The organism is Nonomuraea sp. NPDC047897 (assembly GCF_043204415.1).
GTDB lineage: Bacteria > Actinomycetota > Actinomycetes > Streptosporangiales > Streptosporangiaceae > Nonomuraea.
Genome location: NZ_JBIDCC010000003.1, coordinates 210,110 through 226,947 on the forward strand (window position 1 = coordinate 210,110; position 16,838 = coordinate 226,947).

The following is a 16,838-nucleotide window of genomic DNA, read 5'->3' on the forward strand; positions in this document are numbered from 1 at the left end:
GTCACCTCCTGGAGACGCGGTCGGCGAGGCTCTCGCCGACGATGTTGAAGGCGATCACGCTCAGCACGATCGCCAGACCGGGGACGAGGATCGGACCGAGCGCCCCCTGCAGGACGGCGGACTGCCCCTCGTTGATCATGGCTCCCCAGTCGGCGGCCGGCGGCTGCACGCCCAGGCCGAGGAAGGCGAGCCCGGCCAGGTCGAGCAGGGCGTAGCCGAAGTTGATCGTGGACTGGGCGAGGATCACCGGGGCGATGTTGGGCAGCAGATGGCGCAGGCAGACGGTCAGGCCGCCGAAGCCCAGCGCCCGGTAGGCGGCGATGTACGGGCGGCCCATCTCCCCGCGGGCCACGCCGCGCACCAGGCGGCCCACGAACGGCGTGTAGGCGACGGCCAGCGTGATCACGGGCCCGATCTGGCCGGGGCCGTACATCGCGACCACCAGCATGGCCAGCAGCAGGCCGGGGAAGGCGAAGACCAGCTCCATCGAGCGCGACAGCGCGGTGTCCACCCAGCCGCCGTGCCAGGCGGCGGTCAGCCCGACCACGACGCCGAGCAGCGTGGACAGGGCCACGACCCCCAGCGGGCCGAGCAGCCCTGTCCTTGCTCCGTAGATCACCCTGGACAGCAGGTCGCGGCCGGAGGCGTCGGCACCGAGCAGGTGGTCGCCGCCGGGGCCGGCCAGTGCGGCCGACAGGTCCACCGCGTCGGGGTCGGCGGGAGCCACCAGCGGCGCCAGCACGGCGGCCAGGACCAGCAGCGCGATCACCGCGAGCGCGGCCACCCGCAGGCCGCCGCCCCTGAACCGGCCCGTGAGGCCGCGCAGTCCAGGTCTGACGACGAGTTGTTCCATCAGGTCCTCGCTCCCAGCCCCACGCGGGGATCGGCCATCGGCGCGAGCAGGTCCACCACGAGGTTGGCCAGCACGAACACCGCCACGGTCAGCAGGGCCAGCGCCTGCACGACGGGGAAGTCCTTGACCGTCACCGAGTACTGCAGCAACTGGCCGAGGCCGTTGACCCCGAAGGTGGTCTCCACCAGCACGGTCGAGACCAGCAGGCCGGGCACGAGCAGGCCGCCGTAGGTGAGGATCACCGTCATGGCGCCGCGCAGCACGTGCCTGCGCACGATCGCCCGTTCGGGCACGCCCCGGCCGCGGGCGACGACGACGTACTCCTGGCCCAGCTCGTCGAGCATCGCCGTGCGCGACACCCTGGCGAGCACTCCCGCGAAGGTGAGGGCGAGCGCCACGGCGGGCAGCGCGAGGTGGTGCAACCGGCCGGCCAGGCCCTCGCCGGCGCCGATGGACGGGAACCAGCCGAGGGTCACCGAGAACACCACGATGAGCACGAACCCCAGCACGAACGAGGGCGTGGCGACCGCGACCGAGCTGCCCACGAGCACGGCCTTGTCCACCACCCCCGGCCTGGTCGCGCTCCACACGCCGAACGCCAGGCCCAGCACCATCGTCAGCACGAACGCCATGCCGATGAGGGTGAGGGTGACGGGCACGCGGGCGGCGATCAGCCCTCCGACGTCGGTGCGGAACTGCAGCGAGCGGCCGAAGTCGCCGGTGAGCATGCCGCCTGTCCAGTGCAGGTACTGCACGGGCACCGGATCGTCGAGCCGGTACTGCGCGCGGATGGCGGCGACGGCCTCCGGCGTGGCGGAGCGCCCGCTGAGCAGGAAGCTGGCCGGGTCTCCCGGGGCGAGCTGGAGGGCGCCGAACACCAGGAACGACGCCGCGCCCAGGATCGCGGCCATCCCGGCCAGCCGGCGCAGCAGGAAGCGCGCCATCAGCCCGCCGCGCCGATGTCCGCGGCCCACGGGTAGTAGAGGTAGGAGATGCTGGTGGGCGCACCCGTGATGCGCTTGCCCAGGAACATCACGTTGTCGAGGTCCGCCAGCGGGATCCACGGGAGCTGGGCGGCCACCGTCTCCTGGAGCTCGGCCGTCAGCCGGGCCCGTTCGATGCGGTCGAACTCGACTTCGGCCGCGTCCACGAGCTTGTCGTAGGCGGGGTCGGAGAACCCGCCGTAGTTCTCGAACTGCCCGGTTTCGAACAGCCCGTACAGTTCGAGCGGGTCGGTCGCCGACAGGTACCAGAACGTCGGGAACAGGTCGATGCCCTTGCGTGCCTCCGGGTCGGAGAACAGCGCGGTGTAGGCGTCGGGGGCGACGGTCCGCACCTCGGCCGTCAGGCCGATCTCCTGGGCCGCCGCCTGCACGGCGTTGGAGATCACCGGGAACTCGGGCGCCGCGTTGGAGGTGGCGATCACGATCTTCCTGCCCCGTGCTCCCGCCTCGGCGACGAGCTTCCTGGCCGCCTCGACGTCGCGCGTGACGGCAGGGGCGGGCGGCCTGGCCTCGGCCACGTTGCGCCAGGCCTGCACCGGCCCGGGCACGAGCGTGGGGGCGCTGAACTCGCCGAGGGCCGCCTTGGCCAGGCCCTGCCGGTCGATGGCCAGCGACAGCGCCTGCCGTACCCGGACATCGGCGAGCGGGCCGCCGCGCAGGTCGGAGACGATCAGGTTCGCGGTGGTGAGGTTGGGGCCGCCGTAGACGGTGCCGGCCCCCGAGGAGCGCAGCCGGGCGACGGCGGCGGCCGGGATCAGGTAGCCGCCGTCGGCCTCGCCGGTCACCAGGGCGTTGGTCCTGGCTGTCGTGTCGGGTACGAAGGTGAAGGTGACCTTGCCGGACCTGGCCTTGGCGCCCCAGTAGCCGGCGAAGCGGTCCAGTTGGATCGACTGCCCCTTGGTCCAGGTGCCGAGCTTGAACGGCCCCGTGCAGTCCAGGCCGCCGTCGGCGGTGCCGAACGCCTTGCCCTGTGCCGTGAGCGAGGCGGCGCGTACCACGGTGCCGGGTGAGGCGCCCATCTCCAGGTGGAACAGCGCGTCGGGCCGCTTGAACCGGACCGTCACCTCCATCGGGCCGGTCTTGGTGATCGACTCGACGTTGCGGAAGGTGGAGATCCAGTAGGAGCCGACCTTTTCGTCCAGGTGCCTGCTGAGGCTGGCCACCACGTCGTCGGCGGTCAGCTCGGCGCCGCTGTGGAAGCGGACGCCCTTGCGGATGGTGTAGACGAGCGTCTTGGGATCGCGCTGTTCGGCCTTCTCCGCCAGGCCGGGCTCCTCCTTCAGCTCCGGCGTCCAGCGCATGAGGCTCTCGCAGACGTTGGCGAGCACCATGTTCTGCGGGTAGTCGAAGGCGTGGACGTAGTCGAGGGTCGGTGGCTCGGCATAGGAGACCCAGGTGAAGGCGTCGATGTCACCCTTGGGCGGGGGAGTGCCGGCGCTCAGGTTCTTGCCGGACGCCGGGGCCGCGGGCCCGCCCCCGCCGCACGCGGTGGCGGCCACGGCCACGGCGAGGACAGCCAGTGCCGTCCCTCGAAGTCTGCTCATGAGTCACGCCTTTCTGGGGGGATGTCAGGCCTGGTGGACGAGCCGGCCCTGGACGTAGGCCCTGGCCACCTGGGTGGCGCCGATCTCCTCGGGCGGGCCGGCGAAGGGATCGCGGTCCAGCACCACCAGGTCGGCGTCCTTGCCGGCCTCGACCGTGCCGGTGACGTCGTCGATGTGGTTGATCCAGGCGCTGCCGGCCGTGTAGGCGGTGAGCGCCTGCGCCAGGGTGAGCGCCTGCTCGGGCAGGAACGGCGCGCGCCGCTCGCCCTGGGGCACGGTCCTGTTCACCGCGACGTGCACGCCCCACAGCGGGTTCGGGCTGCTCACCGACCAGTCGCTGCCGGCGACCAGCCGGGCGCCGGCGCGCAGCAGGTCGCCGAAGGGGTACTGCAGCGCCGCGCGTGCGGTCCCGAGGAACGGGATGGTGAGCTCGTCCATCTGGGGCTCGTGGGCCGCCCAGAGCGGCTGGATGTTGGCGGCGGCAGCCACCTCGGCGAACCTCGGGATGTCGGCGGGGTGCACGACCTGAAGGTGCGCCAGGTGGTGGCGGTTGTCGTTGGCGCCGTTGGCGGCGCGCGCTCCGGCGAGGGCGTCGAGCGCCTGCCTGACCGCGCGGTCGCCGAGGGCGTGGAAGTGGATCTGGAAGCCCAGCGCGTCCAGCTCGCGGACCGCCTCGCGCAGCAGGCCGGGCTCGACGAAGCTGATGCCGCTGTTGGCGGTCGCGCAGCCGCAGCCGTCGAGGTACGGTTCCAGCATCGCGGCGGTGAAGTTCTCCGCCACGCCGTCCAGCATGATCTTGACGGTGGTGGCGTGGAAGCGGTCGACCTGCCCGTGCTCCCGCCGCTCCACCAGGTCGGGGATCTGCTCCAGGCCCCGCTCGCGGTCCCACCACAGCGCGCCGACGACGCGGGCCCGCAGCGTCCCCTCCCGGGCGGCGCGCAGGTACACCTGGTAGTTGTCGGGATGGCCGGGGAATGCGCCGATCATGGCGTCCTGCCATGCCGTCACGCCCATCGAGAACAGGTGGGACTGGCCGGCGAGCAGCCCGGCGTACGCCTCGTCGGCGGTCGCCACCGGGACGTGCGCGCTCACCAGCGACATGGCGCCTTCGTGGAGGGTTCCCTGCGGGGTCCCGTCCGGCTCGCGCTCGATGCGGCCGTCCACGGGGTCGGGCGTGTCCCTGTCGAGGCCGGCCAGGCGCAGGGCCGCGCTGTTGGCCCAGGCGCCGTGGCCGTCGCGGTTGGTCAGCAGCACCGGGCGGTCCGGCACCACCGTGTCGAGAAGCTGCCTGGTCGGCGTGCCGCCGGGGAAGGCGTCCATCGACCAGCCGCCGCCGTGGATCCACGCCGGGTCCGGGTTCGCCGCGGCATAGGCGGCGATCACCCGGAGGTAGCCCTCGGCGTCGTGCTCGGCCGACAGGTCGCAGCGGAGCATCAGGCCGCCGCCGACCGCCGGGTGCACGTGGGCGTCCTGGAAGCCCGCCATGAGCAGGCCGCCGCCGAGATCCACCACCTCGGTGCCCGGGCCCGCCTGCGCCGGCACGTCGTCCGGATCGCCGACCCGCAGGACGCGCCCGCCGCCGACCGCCACCGCCGCATCGACGGGGGCGGGGGCCGTGCCCGTGAAGACCCGTCCCACGAAGATCGTTTCCACCATGACCGTACCTTCCGCTCACGCCGTGTTGGGGAGGAGTGAACGCGAGCGCAACATAGATGTCAACACTGTTGCGCTACGTGGAGACCCAACCGATACACTGGTGCGATCATGGCGAAGACACCTGTCAGGACCCGGCGCTCAGGCAGCCAGCTCAGCCGCGAGGCCATCATCGAGGCCAGCCTGCGCATCGCCGCCCGGGGCAGCGGCGACGCGTTCACGGTGCGCCGGCTGGGCGAGGAGCTGGGGGCCGACCCCACGGCCGTCTACCGGCACTTCCGCGACAAGGACGAGCTGCTGCTGTCGGTGGCCGACCGGGTCTACGGCGAGGTGATCGAGAGCATCCCCGACGGGCTCGGCTGGAAGGAGCGGCTGCGAGCACTGGCCGAGGCGGCGCTGCGGGTCGGGCTCAAGTATCCGGCCGTCGCCTCGATCACCGCCAGCCGTACGACCCGTCGAGCCAACGAGTTCAGGCTGGTCGAGCTGATCCTCGGCGCGATCAACGAGGCGGGGCTCGACGGCGCCGACGCGGCGCTCCACTACCGGGCCGTCGCCGACGCCCTCCTGGCGCACGTCGGCCAGGCGGCCGCCTACGTGCTGTTCGCCCCTGAGGTCAGAGCGGGCGACGAGTCGTCATGGGGGCGGGAGTACCGCACGGTCGACGCCGAGGGCTTCCCCCACATCACCCGGCTCAGGGCGGAACTCGCCGAGGTACGCCCGGCACCTGTCTACGCCGTCCAGGTGGAGGCGCTGATCGCCGCCATCGAGGCGCGGGCCGCGACGGTCGCGGGGGACGCAGCCCGGTCCTGACCGGTCTCGGCCGGCAAACCCGCGGGGCATCGGAACTCGGCCTGGGTGGCGCGGTTCTCGGCCGGGCTGCGCCCAGATCTCTGTTGGGCGTCATCTTTGGTTGACGTGGGCCGTTCGTCAACCTAGGATGACGATATACGCCCAGGGCAACAGCTGGACGGAGATCGCCGCCACTTCGGGCATCAGCAAGCAGGCGGTGCACAAGAAGTACGGCGGCCGGGGCCTGTTCCGCAGCCAGGAACAGCCCGCGCCCACACCCGACACACCGGACGTCGGCGCATCACGGCTTGACGTCCCGAAACGTGCTGCCCGAAAACGGTTCGGGCGGCCGGCGAGGAGGACGAACAATGGCGGCGCCATCAGTGACACGAGAAGCTCTCGCGGTCGCGGTGACGGCCAATCTGCCGGTCATCCTCTGGGGTGCGCCGGGGACCGGCAAGACGTCCGCGGTGACCACGCTCGGCGCGGCCGTCGGCCTGCCGGTGGAGGTGGTGGTCGGCTCGATCCGCGAGCCCAGCGACTTCTCCGGGCTGCCGGTGCTGCGTGACGGCAGCACCTGGTTCGCGCCGCCGCGATGGGCCGAGCGGCTCGCCGCCGAGAACGGCGGGCTGCTGTTCCTCGACGAGCTGACCACCGCGCCGCCGGCCGTGCAGGCCGCCATGCTGCGGGTGGTGCTGGAGCGCACGGTCGGTGACCTGGTGCTGCCGCACAGGGTGCGAATCGTTGCCGCGGCCAACCCGCCGGACCAGGCCGCCGACGGCTGGGACCTGTCCGCGCCGCTGGCCAACCGGCTCATCCACCTGAACTGGACGGTCTCGGCCGAGGACATCGCCGAAGGCTTCGCCGGCGGGTTCCCCGTGCCGGAGTTCGACGCGCGGGACACGGCCGGGCCCGCCGAGGTGGCCGGCGCACGGGCGCTGGTCGGGGCGTTCCTGCGGGTACGGCCGGAACTCGTGCTGGCGGTGCCCGACAGTCCCGACCGGGCGGGCCGCGGCTGGCCCAGCCCGCGAAGCTGGGAGATGGCCGCACGGGCGATCGCCGCGTGCGAGCACATGGGCGCCGGCGAGCCGGTCATGGCCGAGCTGGTGCTCGGCGCGGTCGGTGAGGCGGCCGGGTTCGAGCTGCTCTCCTGGCGCCGCAACCTCGACCTGCCCGACCCGAAGACCCTGCTGAACGACCCCCGCGCCCGCCTGCCCGAACGCCTCGACCGGCTGCATGCCCTGCTCGGCGCGGTGGTGGCATACGTGCACTCGGACGGCACGGCCGCCACGTGGGAGCGGGCGTGGGCTGTGGTGGCCCGGGTCGCGCGCACCGCGCCGGACGTGGCGGCCGCCGCGGCCCGGCCGCTGGCCCGCTCCCGGCCCGAGGGCGCGACCCTGCCCACGACGATGCTCGAACTCGCGCCGGTGCTGCGCTCGGCGGGGCTCATCCGATGAGCGCCGACGGCCCCCGCGCCCCCGCCTACGAAGAGGCGGTGCGCGCCCGGATCGCCGCCGCGCGGCTGTGGGCGGCGCACCAGGCGCCGTACCTCGCCTCGGCCGTCTTCGCCCTCAACCCGCTCATCCTGCAACCGGCCCGGGACGCGGACACCGGCGTGCCCGTCGCCGACCCTGACTTCCGCGCCTTTCCCGCCGACACCCGGTGGAACCTGTACGTGGAACCGGGCAGCGCGCTGGCCACCCCGGTCGAGGAGATCGGCTGGTGGATGCTGCACCAGGTGGGCCACCTGGTGCGCGGCCACGCGGCCCGCTCGCCGGTGCGCCCGGCAACGGGCCAGGAGGTGAGCCACGCCGCGGGCGCGGTGGGCCCGCGCGACGCGGAGGCCCACCGCTGGAGCCAGGCCGCCGACGCCGAGATCAACGACGACCTGGAGGCCGAGGACTTGCGCGGCCCGGCGGGCGTGCTGTCGCCCGCCGAGCTGGGCCTTCCGGCCAACCGCACCGCCGAGGAGTACGTGCCGATGCTTGAGGTGCTGGCCCAGGCCATGGACCGCGGCGGGCGGGCGCTGGCCGAGGCGATCGACTGCGGCAGCGCCGCGGACGGGCAGTGGCGCCCCTACGAGGACAGCGGCTCCGGCGACGGGCTCACCCGGCTCGACCGGGAACTGCTCGAACGCTCCCTCGCGGCCGGCATCCAGGACAGGATCAGCGCGCGCAGCGAGGTGCCGTCGGGGTGGCGCCGCTGGGCCGAGGAGCGCCTGCGCCCCTCGGTGAACTGGCGGGCCCGCCTGGGCGCGACGATCCGGCGCGGGGTGAGCACGGTGGCCGGGCAGGTCGACTTCAGCTATCGCCGCCCGTCGCGCCGCGCCGGCGCGTACACCGACATCGTGCCGCCGTCGATGGTGCGCGCGGTCCCGGACACCGTACTGGTGATCGACACCTCCGGCAGCGTCACCAACGACGCGCTGAACCGGTTGCTCGCGGAGGTGACCGGGATCATCGCGGGCGTGGCCGGTCCGAACCGGCGGCTGCGGGCGTTCTGCTGCGACGTCCACCCCCACGCGGTCCAGGTGGTGCGCCGGGCGGGCGACATCGAGCTCGTCGGTGGCGGCGGCACCGACATGCGGGCCGGCATCGCCGCGGCGATGGCCCTGCGGCCCCGGCCCGACCTGGTCATCGTGCTGACCGACGGCCGGACGCCGTGGCCCGAGCAGCGTCCCGCGACACATGTGCTGGTCTGCCTGATCGGCGACGGCGGGCACGCGCCCGACTGGGCGTCCGTGGCCCGCATCCCGGCGGACGCGCCGCTGCGGACGCCGGCGAAAGGAGAGTCATGACAACGGGCTACACCGACGGGCCGAGCCCCGAGCCGCTGCACGAGTGGCGGGAACGCGGATTCACCATCGCCGAGGCCCGGCAGTGGATCGAGCACGGCTTCTCGATCGACGACGCCGAGCGGTGGCGCAGGTCCGGCGTCTACACAGCCGCCGACGCGCGGCCCTGGCGCACCGCCGGCGCCACCCCGTACACCGTGGATCTGTGGCTACGGGCCGGCATGACCCCACGGGACGCGGTGCAGTGGCGCGAACGGGGCTACTCCCCCCAGGAGGCCGCCGACCGGCACCTCGCCGGGGAACGCCCGCACCCGCGGGGCCGGCTGTGGCGGCTGCTGCACCGGGGCGAGAAGCCGGGCGAGGCGTTCGCCGACGAGGAACGCTCCGGCGGCATGCGCCGGTTGCTGCGGGCGGGCGTCCCGGCGAGCCGGGCGCGCGCCTACGTGGAGGCGGGCTGGACCGACGGCGCCGCGGTGGAGTGGGCGGGACGCGGCATCGAGGCGGGCCAGGCACGGGTCTTCGACGCGCTCGGCCTGTCCGCCCGTGAGGCCGAACGGGTGCTCGTCTCGGGGCAGGACGCCATTTCCCTGATGGCCGAGTTCTGGCGCGCCGAGGTGCCGATCGAGGAGGTGGCGGCCTGGTGTGCGGCGGGTTTCACCGCCCAGGAGGCGGCCCGGGCACGGGCCGAGGGCACCGACGTCGAGCAGGCCAGGGTGCTGCGGGCCTTGACCGAGGGCGACGATTCCTGACCGAGAGGCGCGAGAGGCAGACGAGGCCGGCCGCGTCGCCCCGTGCCCCCCTGCGAGGAGGCAGGTGTCACAGCCCGAGATCGCTCAGGCCGGGGTGGTCATCGGGGCGGCGTCCGAGCGGCCAGTGGAACTTGCGCTCCGATTCCTTGATGGGCAGGTCGTTGATGCAGGCGTAACGCCGGCGCATCAGCCCGTCGGGGTCGAACTCCCAGTTCTCGTTGCCGTAGGAGCGGAACCAGTTACCGGAGTCGTCATGCCATTCATAGGCGAAACGCACCGCGATCCGGTCGCCGTCGAAGGCCCAGAGCTCTTTGATGAGCCGGTAGTCGAGTTCGCGCCTCCACTTGCGGGTCAGGAACGCGACGATCTCCGCACGCCCCTCGGCGAACTCCGCGCGGTTCCTCCAGCGGGAGTCGGCGGTGTAGGCGAGAGCGACCTTCTCGGGGTCGCGAGTGTTCCAGCCGTCTTCCGCCGACCGGACCTTCTCGACGGCGCCGTCACGGGTGAACGGCGGGAAGGGAGGGCGTGGAGTGGAGGTCATGTCGGCTCTTCTCTCGGTAGAGAACTGTCGTTCTCCGACAAGCTAGCAGAACGGTCGTTCTCCGACAAGGCTCCTGTCGCTGTTCTCGCAAGCTGGCCGGTAGGCTAGAGAATGACGGTTCTCGACGCGCAAGGACCGGCGCGAACGCAAAGGTCGGCTTGAAGGAGGTCGGGCGATGGACGCGCAGACAGCCGCGGCGCGCCTGCTGGACGCTGCGGCGGAGCTGTTCTACGGCCGGGGGATCCAAGCGGTCGGCATGGACGACATCCGCGCTGCCTCCGGGGTGTCGCTCAAGCGTCTCTACCAGATCTTCCCTTCCAAGGAATCCCTGGTGGACGCCTACCTGCGACAGCGCGACATCCGCTGGCGGCGATCACTGGAGAGCTACGCCGACGCCCAGATGACCCCCCGCGACAGGATCCTGGCCGTCTTCGACTGGCTGCACGACTGGTTCGGCGAAGCCGACTTTCGCGGGTGTGGCTTCATCAACTCCTTCGGGGAACTGGGCGCCGTCTCCCCGGCTGTCGCCGAGATCGCTCGCACCCACAAAGACGCGTTCCGCCGCTACCTCGGCGGGCTGGTCGCCGCAGCGGGCGGAGAGCCGTGGCTGGCCGACCAGGTGACGCTTCTCGCCGAGGGAGCCATGACCACCGCCGCCATCTACGGATCGCCCGAACCCGCTCACCGGGCCAAGGACGCCGCCCGAACCTTGCTGGACGCCGCCGGCCTCGCCTAGCTCAAGGCGGTCGCCGGCCATCACTGGCCGCCGGCCCGCTGCGCGACCCGGACGCGCCCGAGCCGGACGAGGACGACGAAGGCGTGGACTGAACGCTCACCTCGGGTGACGTGCGGCCGTCCTGGCGGCCTGCTCGATCTTCGCGCAGTGGGCAGCACGGGCTTCCTCGTCGATCTGTGTCTCGTGTTCGGCGCGCAACCCGGTCCGGCCGTCGAGGCCCTCGCGCAGGATATCGGCGTGCCCGGCATGCCGGATGGACTCGCCGAGGACATGGACCATGACGGCGAACAGGTTCGTGTCGGCATAAGGCTCCGGCCACCACGGCACGTGGCCGGGGGCGTCGAGGGGAAGCTCGTTGATCGTCGCGTCCGAGTGTTCCCACGTGCGCCGGTAGAACTCGATGATCTGGTCGCGGGTCTCGTCCTCGGTCGCCCACAGATCGCTGCCGTCGGCGTCCTGCCACCGGGGAAGCGGTTGCGGGAATGGGCGGTCGAAGACCTCGCCGAAGTACCTGGCCTCGACGGTGGCCACGTGTTTGACCAGGCCGAGGAGGTTGGTCCCGGTCGGTGTCAACGGTCGGCGGGCGTAGTATTCGGACAAGCCGTCGAGTTTCCAGAGCAGCGCCTTGCGGTCCCGCCGCAGTCTCCCGTGCAGGTTGTCTTTCGCGAATTCATCGATCACGCGGCATGAGCCTGCCATGGGCTGCTCATGGTCTCAATTCCGTACATGGTGCGCGACGCCTGGCAGAGCCGGCACGGAACCGCGTCACCGGCCTGGGTGTTCCGGCCTGAACAGGATCACCCGCTGTACCGATGTTCCCCGGGGCCGGTTGGCCGCCTCTTCATTTATGAGTGATGCTCATGTATGGTCACCGACACTATGAGGAACCGCTGGTTGTCGCCGATCGCCGTCGTGGTGCTGGCCGCCGTCATCGTGCTGGGGGCGGTGTTCGACCCGTCGGGGCTGGCCGCGCCGTACACGTGGACAGGTGCCGACCTGCTCCCCGTCGCCGGGATCTGGCAGGTGGCTGCGCTGGTCGTGTACGTGCCGCTGCTCCTCATAGGGGTCGGGGTGCTGGCGTGGGTGGTCGCGCGCGGGCACGCCCCGCTGCGTACGGCCCTGCTGGTGTGGGGCGCGGTGGTGTGGTCGGCGATGGCGGCCAAGTTGGTGATGTCGCTGGTGATGGCGTGCGGCGACGTGGTCTACCTGGCGTGGTCGACGGGCTTCACCGGCGTCAAGGCGGCGGTCTTCGGCCTGCCGGTCCTGGCGGCCACGTGGCTCGCCCAGCTCCTGCGCCGCCGCCCCGCCCGGCCCCCTTCCGGCTCGGAACCCGCGCCGTCCGCGGAGTCGAGCGCTGGGCCCGCTGCGGCCTCGCAGGCGCCGGTCCCGTCCTGGCCGGGGTGGGTGGCGGCGGTGGTGGCCGTGGTCCTGGGGGCGTTGGTCGGTGGGGTGTGGTGGGGCGGCTCACCCGTCGGGTACGCCATCGGCGACTCCCCGCTCGCCCCGGCGCCCGAGGCGGGACCGCTGGGCTGCCTCGCCGCTGTCACCCTGCTGGGCGTGACGACCTGGGCGCTGAACCGCTGGCTCGCTGCCACCACCTCGTCGCGGGCCGTCGTGGCCGGGGTCTCCGCGCTGGGAGCGGCCGCGACGCTGGGCCTGGTCGAGGTGGCCATCGGGCTGCCCGGCGACCTGGCGGGCGGCGACATGTTCTGGGCCCCGGCGATCATGCTGCGCCTCGCCCCCGCGCTCTCCTTCGGCGCTCTCCTCGCCCTCGCGACGGCAGCCCTCGTCGCCCTCCTCCCGGCGCGAAGAACCGCCCCTCGCCCGGCGCGTGACGGCGTCGCCCTGTCCGGCTCGACACGGATGGGGGCCCTCGTGGCCGCGGCGGCGCTCGCCGTACCGCTCCTGCAGCCCGGCACCATCACCACGGCGCCACCACGCACCAAGGGTCTGACACTCTCAGCCGACCGCAGGGTCGTCGACGCGGACGGCAACGAGGTGCTGCTGCGCGGCGTGAACGTCAACCAGCTCGAAGACTACTTCCAGAAATTTCCGGACAAGGCGGTGACGCGACCGCTCACCGAGGCGGACTTCGCCGGCATGGAGCGGATGGGATTCAACGTCATCCGCCTCGCCGTGTCGTGGTCAGCGCTGGAACCCCAGCCCGGCCGCTACGACCCGGCCTATCTCGCCAGGATCTCCTGGGCTGTCGAGACCGCGGCCAAGCACGGCCTGCGCACGGTCATCGACATGCACCAGGACGCCTGGGGCAAGGGTGTCGACGCCGCCCCCGGCACCACCTGCGCCAACGGTTCCCCGATGCACGGCTGGGACGGCGCCCCCACCTGGGCCGACCGCTTCGACGGCGCCCCCAGGTGCGAGTTCACCGGCCGCGACATCTCTCCGGCCGTCGCCCGCGCCTTCACCAACTTCTACCAGGACAGGGACGGCATCCAGACCCGTCTGGTCGCCGCCTGGGGCATGCTGGCGGAGCGGTTCGCGAACGAGCCGATGGTCGCCGGATACGACCTGCTGAACGAGCCCGGTTTCGGCGAGGCCCCGCCGATCACCTCCGGCGTCCTGCTCGGTCGCTTCTACGACCGAGCGATCAAGGCCATCAGGGCGGGCGAGAAGCACGGCTTCCCCCACCTGATCTTCTTCGAACCGTCCGTGCTCTGGTCCGGTGTCGGCTTCGAGGTCTCGGTCCCCAGGGACTTCACCGACGACCGGCTGCTCGTCTTCGCCCCCCACCTCTACAACGAGTCGATCACCATCGACCAGGGCACCGGCCTCACGATCACGAGCATCGAGCGTGGCTTCGACCTGGCGAGCCGGGCGGCGGCGTACTACGGGGCCGGACTCTGGTCGGGGGAGTGGGGCTGGTTCGGCGACCCCGCCTCGGCCCCGATCTCGCGGTACGCCGACCAAGAGGATCGGCACCGCATCGGCGGCGCGTTCTGGGTCTGGAAGCAGTCCTGCGGCGACGCCCACGCCCAGGCCCAAGCCAGGACCGGCGGCAACCTCATGATCGAGGACTGTGCCACCGGGAAGGATCTGCCCCCGCCCCCCGAATACGTCGCCGTGCTCTCCCGCCCCTACCCTCGTTCCGCCCCCGGCCGCCTGACCAGCCTCACCTCGGACCGATCGAGCCTCACGGCCCAGGGCGAGGGCCACGGGTGCGGCCTCGACGTCTGGTTCCCCGGCAGCGCCCGGCCGGTCGTCGGCGGCACCGGAGTCACGGGCGTCGCCGCCCGGCGGACACCGGGCGGCTGGCGCATCACCGGCTGCACCCGGGGCGCCTACACCCTGACCGCCCACCGCTAGCCTGATCGCCGTGGCGGCTTCCGCCGCGGGCATCAGAAGCGAGCCGCCCTGTTCAGAGGGCCAGCCGGGCCAGGGGGTTGGCGCCGATCGAGTTGCGGATGCTGAAGGCGACGCTGCCGGCCCGGTAGCGATCGTCCGACCACTCCACCGGACGCCCCTCCTGGGTGGTGGTGATCCTGCGCTGGCGCAGCAGTGGGCTGCCGCGCCGCACGCCGAGCAGGCGGGCGTCCGCGCTGCTCGCGGCGACCGCGTCGATGAGGTGCTCTCCGTAGGCGAAGACCAGGCCGACCCTGTCGTACAGCGCCTGGGTGACCGACTCGCAGTCACGCGGCAGTTCTTCGACAGCGGACGCGATCCACGAGGCGTAGACGGTCCGCTCCAGCAGCACGGGCTCGCCCTCCAGCGTGCGCAGCCTGAGCACCTCCAGCACCTCGGCGGTGCCGAGCCTGACCGACTCGGCCGGCGCGGCCCTGCGGCGGCGCTGGGTGAGCACCTCGCCGCCCACCGCGTGACCCTTGGATCTGGCCCACTGGGCGAAGCTGTGCAGTTCGGCGAAGCTCTGGCTGCGCTCACCGCCCAGCACGATGCGCCGCGCGCCCTGCCGCGAGCCGATCAGCCCTTCGGCGGCGAGGGTCGCCACGGCCTGCCGTACGGTGCCGCGGGCGGCCGAATAGCGCGCAGCGAGCTCAGCCTCCGAGGGCAACTGGGACCCCACCGGGTGAACACCCGCCAGGATCTCATCACGCAGCTCAGCGGCGATCTGTTCATAGCGCGCAGCCATCCACGAGCCCTCCTGTTCATGAAACAGCAATGTTCATGCGACTAAGTAGGTCTGGCCTTGTTTGTACAAGTTCCCCTACCTTTAACCACACCCCAGAGAGTGGAGGCGACGTGTCCGCACCTCGCATCGCAGGCTTGATCACAGCTCTAACGGTAGTGACCGCGGCGTGCGGCGCCGCCCCGGCCACCCGGACACAGACGACGACAGGCGGGGTGAACGCCGCCACGGCGACCTCCGCCGCCGACTTCGGGGGTCTCGACAAGCTCGTCGAAGCGGCCAAGAAGGAGGGCAAGCTGCACGTCATCGCCCTTCCGCCGGACTGGGCGAACTACGGCGAGATCATCAAGAAGTTCCAGGAGAAGTACGGCATCCCGATCGAGAGTGAGAACCCCGACGCCTCCAGCGCCGACGAGATCAACGCCGTGAAGACCCGCAAGGGCCAGGACCGCGCGCCTGACGTGCTGGACGTCGGCCAGGCCTTCGGCTTCAGCGGCGCCAAGGAGGGCCTGTACGCGGCCTACAAGGTGCAGAGCTGGGACAAGATCCCCGAGGGCCAGAAGGATCCGAACGGCCTCTGGGTCAACGACTACGGCGGCTACGTCTCCATCGGCTGCGACGCCAAGAAGATCAGCACGTGCCCGAAGACCTTCGCCGACCTGCTCAAGCCCGAGTACAAGGGCAAGGTGGCGCTGAACGGCAACCCGAACAAGTCCGGCTCCGCCTTCGCCGGCGTGTGGGCGGCCTCGCTGGCCGACGGCGGCTCACTCGACGACATCGGTCCCGGCGTGCAGTTCTTCAAGAAGCTGAAGGACGTCGGTAACTACAACCCCGTCGAGTCCACGCCCGCCACGGTCGAGAAGGGCGAGACGCCCATCAGCATCGACTGGGACTACCTGAACGCCGGATATCGCGAGCAGTTCCTGCCCAAGGGCCTCGACTTCCAGGTGGCGGTGCCGACCGACGGCATCTACGCCCAGTACTACGTGCAGGCCATCAACAAGGACGCCCCCCACCCCGCCGCCGCGCGGCTGTGGATGGAGTTCCTCTACAGCTCCGAGGGGCAGAACCTGTGGCTCAAGGGCGGCGCCCGCCCCGTCCTGATGCCCTCGATGCTCGCCGACGGCACCATCGACAAGGCGCTGGCCGAGAAGCTGCCGCCGGTCCAGGGTGAGCCGAAGTTCCCGACCGAGGCCCAGGTCAACAAGGCCAAGGACGACCTGGCCAAGACCTGGGACGCGGCTGTGGCGGGCTGATGACGCGCATGCTCGGCGCGCTGCCGTTGCTCGTCTTCGTCGCGCTCGCCTTCGGGATCCCCGCCGTCGCCATGGTGGCGGGGGCCTTCGCCGTCGAAGGTTCGCCCGGGTTCGGCAACCTGGCACTCACCATGCAGGGCGGCTACCTGCTCGCGCTGGTCAACAGCGTGAAGCTGTCGGCCGTGGTGGCGGTGCTGGGCGCGGTGCTCGGCACCTTCCTCGCCCAGGCCGTGGTCACCTCCCGCTCCAGGGCACTGCGCGAGGCCGTGCTGACCGCCTCCGGCGTGCTGGCCAACTTCGGCGGCGTGCCGCTGGCCTTCTTCTGGGTGGCCACGCTCGGCAACTCGGGAGTGATCAGCCACCTGCTCGGCCTGCCGCCCGGCACACTGTTCACCTTCTGGGGCCTGGCGCTGGTCTACCTGTACTTCTCCGTGCCGCTCATGGTGCTGGTCATCGCGCCCGCCCTGGACGGCCTGCGCCCGCAGTGGCGCGAGGCGGCCGCCAACAACGGCGCCACCGCCTGGCAGTACTGGCGGTACGTGGCCCTGCCGGTGCTCACCCCCGGCCTGCTCGGCGGCGTGGTGCTGCTGTTCGGCGCGGCGTTCGCCGCCTACGCCACCGCCTCGGCGATGGGCGCGGGCACCGTGCTGCCGCTGGTCACCCTGAAGATCGCCGCCGCCCTCTCCGGTGACGTGCAGACCGGCTACGAGAACGTCGGCCTGGCGCTGAGCCTCGACATGGTCCTGGTCGCCGCGCTGGTCATGGCGGTCTACCTGCCGCTGCAGAGAAGGAGCACCCGATGGCTCCAGTGAGGTGG

The 16,838-nt window shown here is 72.0% G+C and carries 15 protein-coding genes; 8 read left to right on the plus strand and 7 right to left on the minus strand.

The genetic code is table 11. From position 1 onward, the window contains the following. Window position 1: 1 nt before the first annotated feature. Genes ACGF0J_RS07880 through ACGF0J_RS07895 form a run of 4 tightly spaced genes read right to left on the minus strand, consistent with a single transcriptional unit; the run spans window position 2 to window position 5,057 of the window. A complete protein-coding gene (locus tag ACGF0J_RS07880; RefSeq protein WP_393143123.1) occupies window positions 2-853 on the minus strand; it encodes an ABC transporter permease in 852 nt (283 codons plus the stop codon). Then, on the minus strand, window positions 853-1,827 hold the full coding sequence (locus ACGF0J_RS07885) for an ABC transporter permease (protein WP_393143125.1): 975 nt from the start codon (window positions 1,825-1,827) through the stop codon (window positions 853-855). Before ACGF0J_RS07885 ends, ACGF0J_RS07880 begins: the two co-directional genes overlap by 1 nt. Further along, window positions 1,797-3,401 (minus strand): ABC transporter substrate-binding protein, encoded by a 1,605-nt coding sequence (locus ACGF0J_RS07890; RefSeq protein WP_393143127.1) that lies wholly within the window; start codon window positions 3,399-3,401, stop codon window positions 1,797-1,799. The genes ACGF0J_RS07885 and ACGF0J_RS07890 overlap by 31 nt, the downstream gene beginning before the upstream one ends. A 24-nt stretch (window positions 3,402-3,425) precedes the next feature. Beyond that, window positions 3,426-5,057, minus strand: a complete 1,632-nt coding sequence (locus tag ACGF0J_RS07895; RefSeq protein WP_393143129.1) for an amidohydrolase — start codon at window positions 5,055-5,057, stop codon at window positions 3,426-3,428. 108 nt (window positions 5,058-5,165) lie between these two features. Here ACGF0J_RS07895 and ACGF0J_RS07900 point away from each other — a divergent pair, with 108 nt between their 5' ends. The 4 genes from ACGF0J_RS07900 (at window position 5,166) to ACGF0J_RS07915 (ending at window position 9,386) form a co-directional block, all read left to right on the plus strand. Then, on the plus strand, window positions 5,166-5,864 hold the full coding sequence (locus ACGF0J_RS07900; RefSeq protein WP_393143131.1) for a TetR/AcrR family transcriptional regulator: 699 nt from the start codon (window positions 5,166-5,168) through the stop codon (window positions 5,862-5,864). 347 nt (window positions 5,865-6,211) lie between these two features. Continuing rightward, window positions 6,212-7,300 (plus strand): AAA family ATPase, encoded by a 1,089-nt coding sequence (locus tag ACGF0J_RS07905; protein ID WP_393143133.1) that lies wholly within the window; start codon window positions 6,212-6,214, stop codon window positions 7,298-7,300. Next, on the plus strand, window positions 7,297-8,640 hold the full coding sequence (locus ACGF0J_RS07910) for a VWA-like domain-containing protein (protein WP_393143135.1): 1,344 nt from the start codon (window positions 7,297-7,299) through the stop codon (window positions 8,638-8,640). Before ACGF0J_RS07905 ends, ACGF0J_RS07910 begins: the two co-directional genes overlap by 4 nt. Continuing rightward, window positions 8,637-9,386, plus strand: coding sequence for a hypothetical protein (locus tag ACGF0J_RS07915; protein WP_393143137.1), 750 nt, complete (start codon window positions 8,637-8,639; stop codon window positions 9,384-9,386). The genes ACGF0J_RS07910 and ACGF0J_RS07915 overlap by 4 nt, the downstream gene beginning before the upstream one ends. Before the next feature lie 67 nt (window positions 9,387-9,453). Here ACGF0J_RS07915 and ACGF0J_RS07920 read toward each other — a convergent pair whose 3' ends face one another. Next, a complete protein-coding gene (locus ACGF0J_RS07920) occupies window positions 9,454-9,927 on the minus strand; it encodes a DUF1348 family protein (RefSeq protein WP_393143139.1) in 474 nt (157 codons plus the stop codon). Window positions 9,928-10,102: 175 nt separating this feature from the next. Between ACGF0J_RS07920 and ACGF0J_RS07925 the strand changes: the two genes are divergently transcribed. After that, on the plus strand, window positions 10,103-10,663 hold the full coding sequence (locus ACGF0J_RS07925) for a TetR/AcrR family transcriptional regulator (protein WP_393143141.1): 561 nt from the start codon (window positions 10,103-10,105) through the stop codon (window positions 10,661-10,663). A 96-nt stretch (window positions 10,664-10,759) separates the two neighbouring features. Here the strand turns inward: ACGF0J_RS07925 and ACGF0J_RS07930 are convergent, their stop codons facing one another. Next, complete coding sequence (locus ACGF0J_RS07930; protein WP_393143143.1) at window positions 10,760-11,344, minus strand: DinB family protein; 585 nt, start codon at window positions 11,342-11,344, stop codon at window positions 10,760-10,762. Between the two features lie 198 nt (window positions 11,345-11,542). Between ACGF0J_RS07930 and ACGF0J_RS07935 the strand changes: the two genes are divergently transcribed. Continuing rightward, window positions 11,543-13,987, plus strand: a complete 2,445-nt coding sequence (locus ACGF0J_RS07935; RefSeq protein WP_393143145.1) for a glycoside hydrolase family 5 protein — start codon at window positions 11,543-11,545, stop codon at window positions 13,985-13,987. 52 nt (window positions 13,988-14,039) lie between these two features. On the opposite strand, the gene ACGF0J_RS07940 is transcribed toward ACGF0J_RS07935, so the two are convergent. Next, on the minus strand, window positions 14,040-14,768 hold the full coding sequence (locus ACGF0J_RS07940; protein ID WP_393143147.1) for a GntR family transcriptional regulator: 729 nt from the start codon (window positions 14,766-14,768) through the stop codon (window positions 14,040-14,042). A 134-nt stretch (window positions 14,769-14,902) separates the two neighbouring features. On the opposite strand from ACGF0J_RS07940, the gene ACGF0J_RS07945 reads away from it, so the two are divergent. Together ACGF0J_RS07945 and ACGF0J_RS07950 are read left to right on the plus strand one after the other, a co-directional pair. Next, entirely contained in the window at window positions 14,903-16,021 is a 1,119-nt protein-coding gene (locus ACGF0J_RS07945) for an ABC transporter substrate-binding protein (RefSeq protein WP_393143149.1), read from the plus strand. After that, window positions 16,021-16,833: an ABC transporter permease gene (locus tag ACGF0J_RS07950; protein ID WP_393143151.1), complete on the plus strand. Its 813-nt coding sequence runs from the start codon at window positions 16,021-16,023 to the stop codon at window positions 16,831-16,833. The genes ACGF0J_RS07945 and ACGF0J_RS07950 overlap by 1 nt, the downstream gene beginning before the upstream one ends. The last annotated feature ends 5 nt before the right edge of the window (window positions 16,834-16,838 follow it).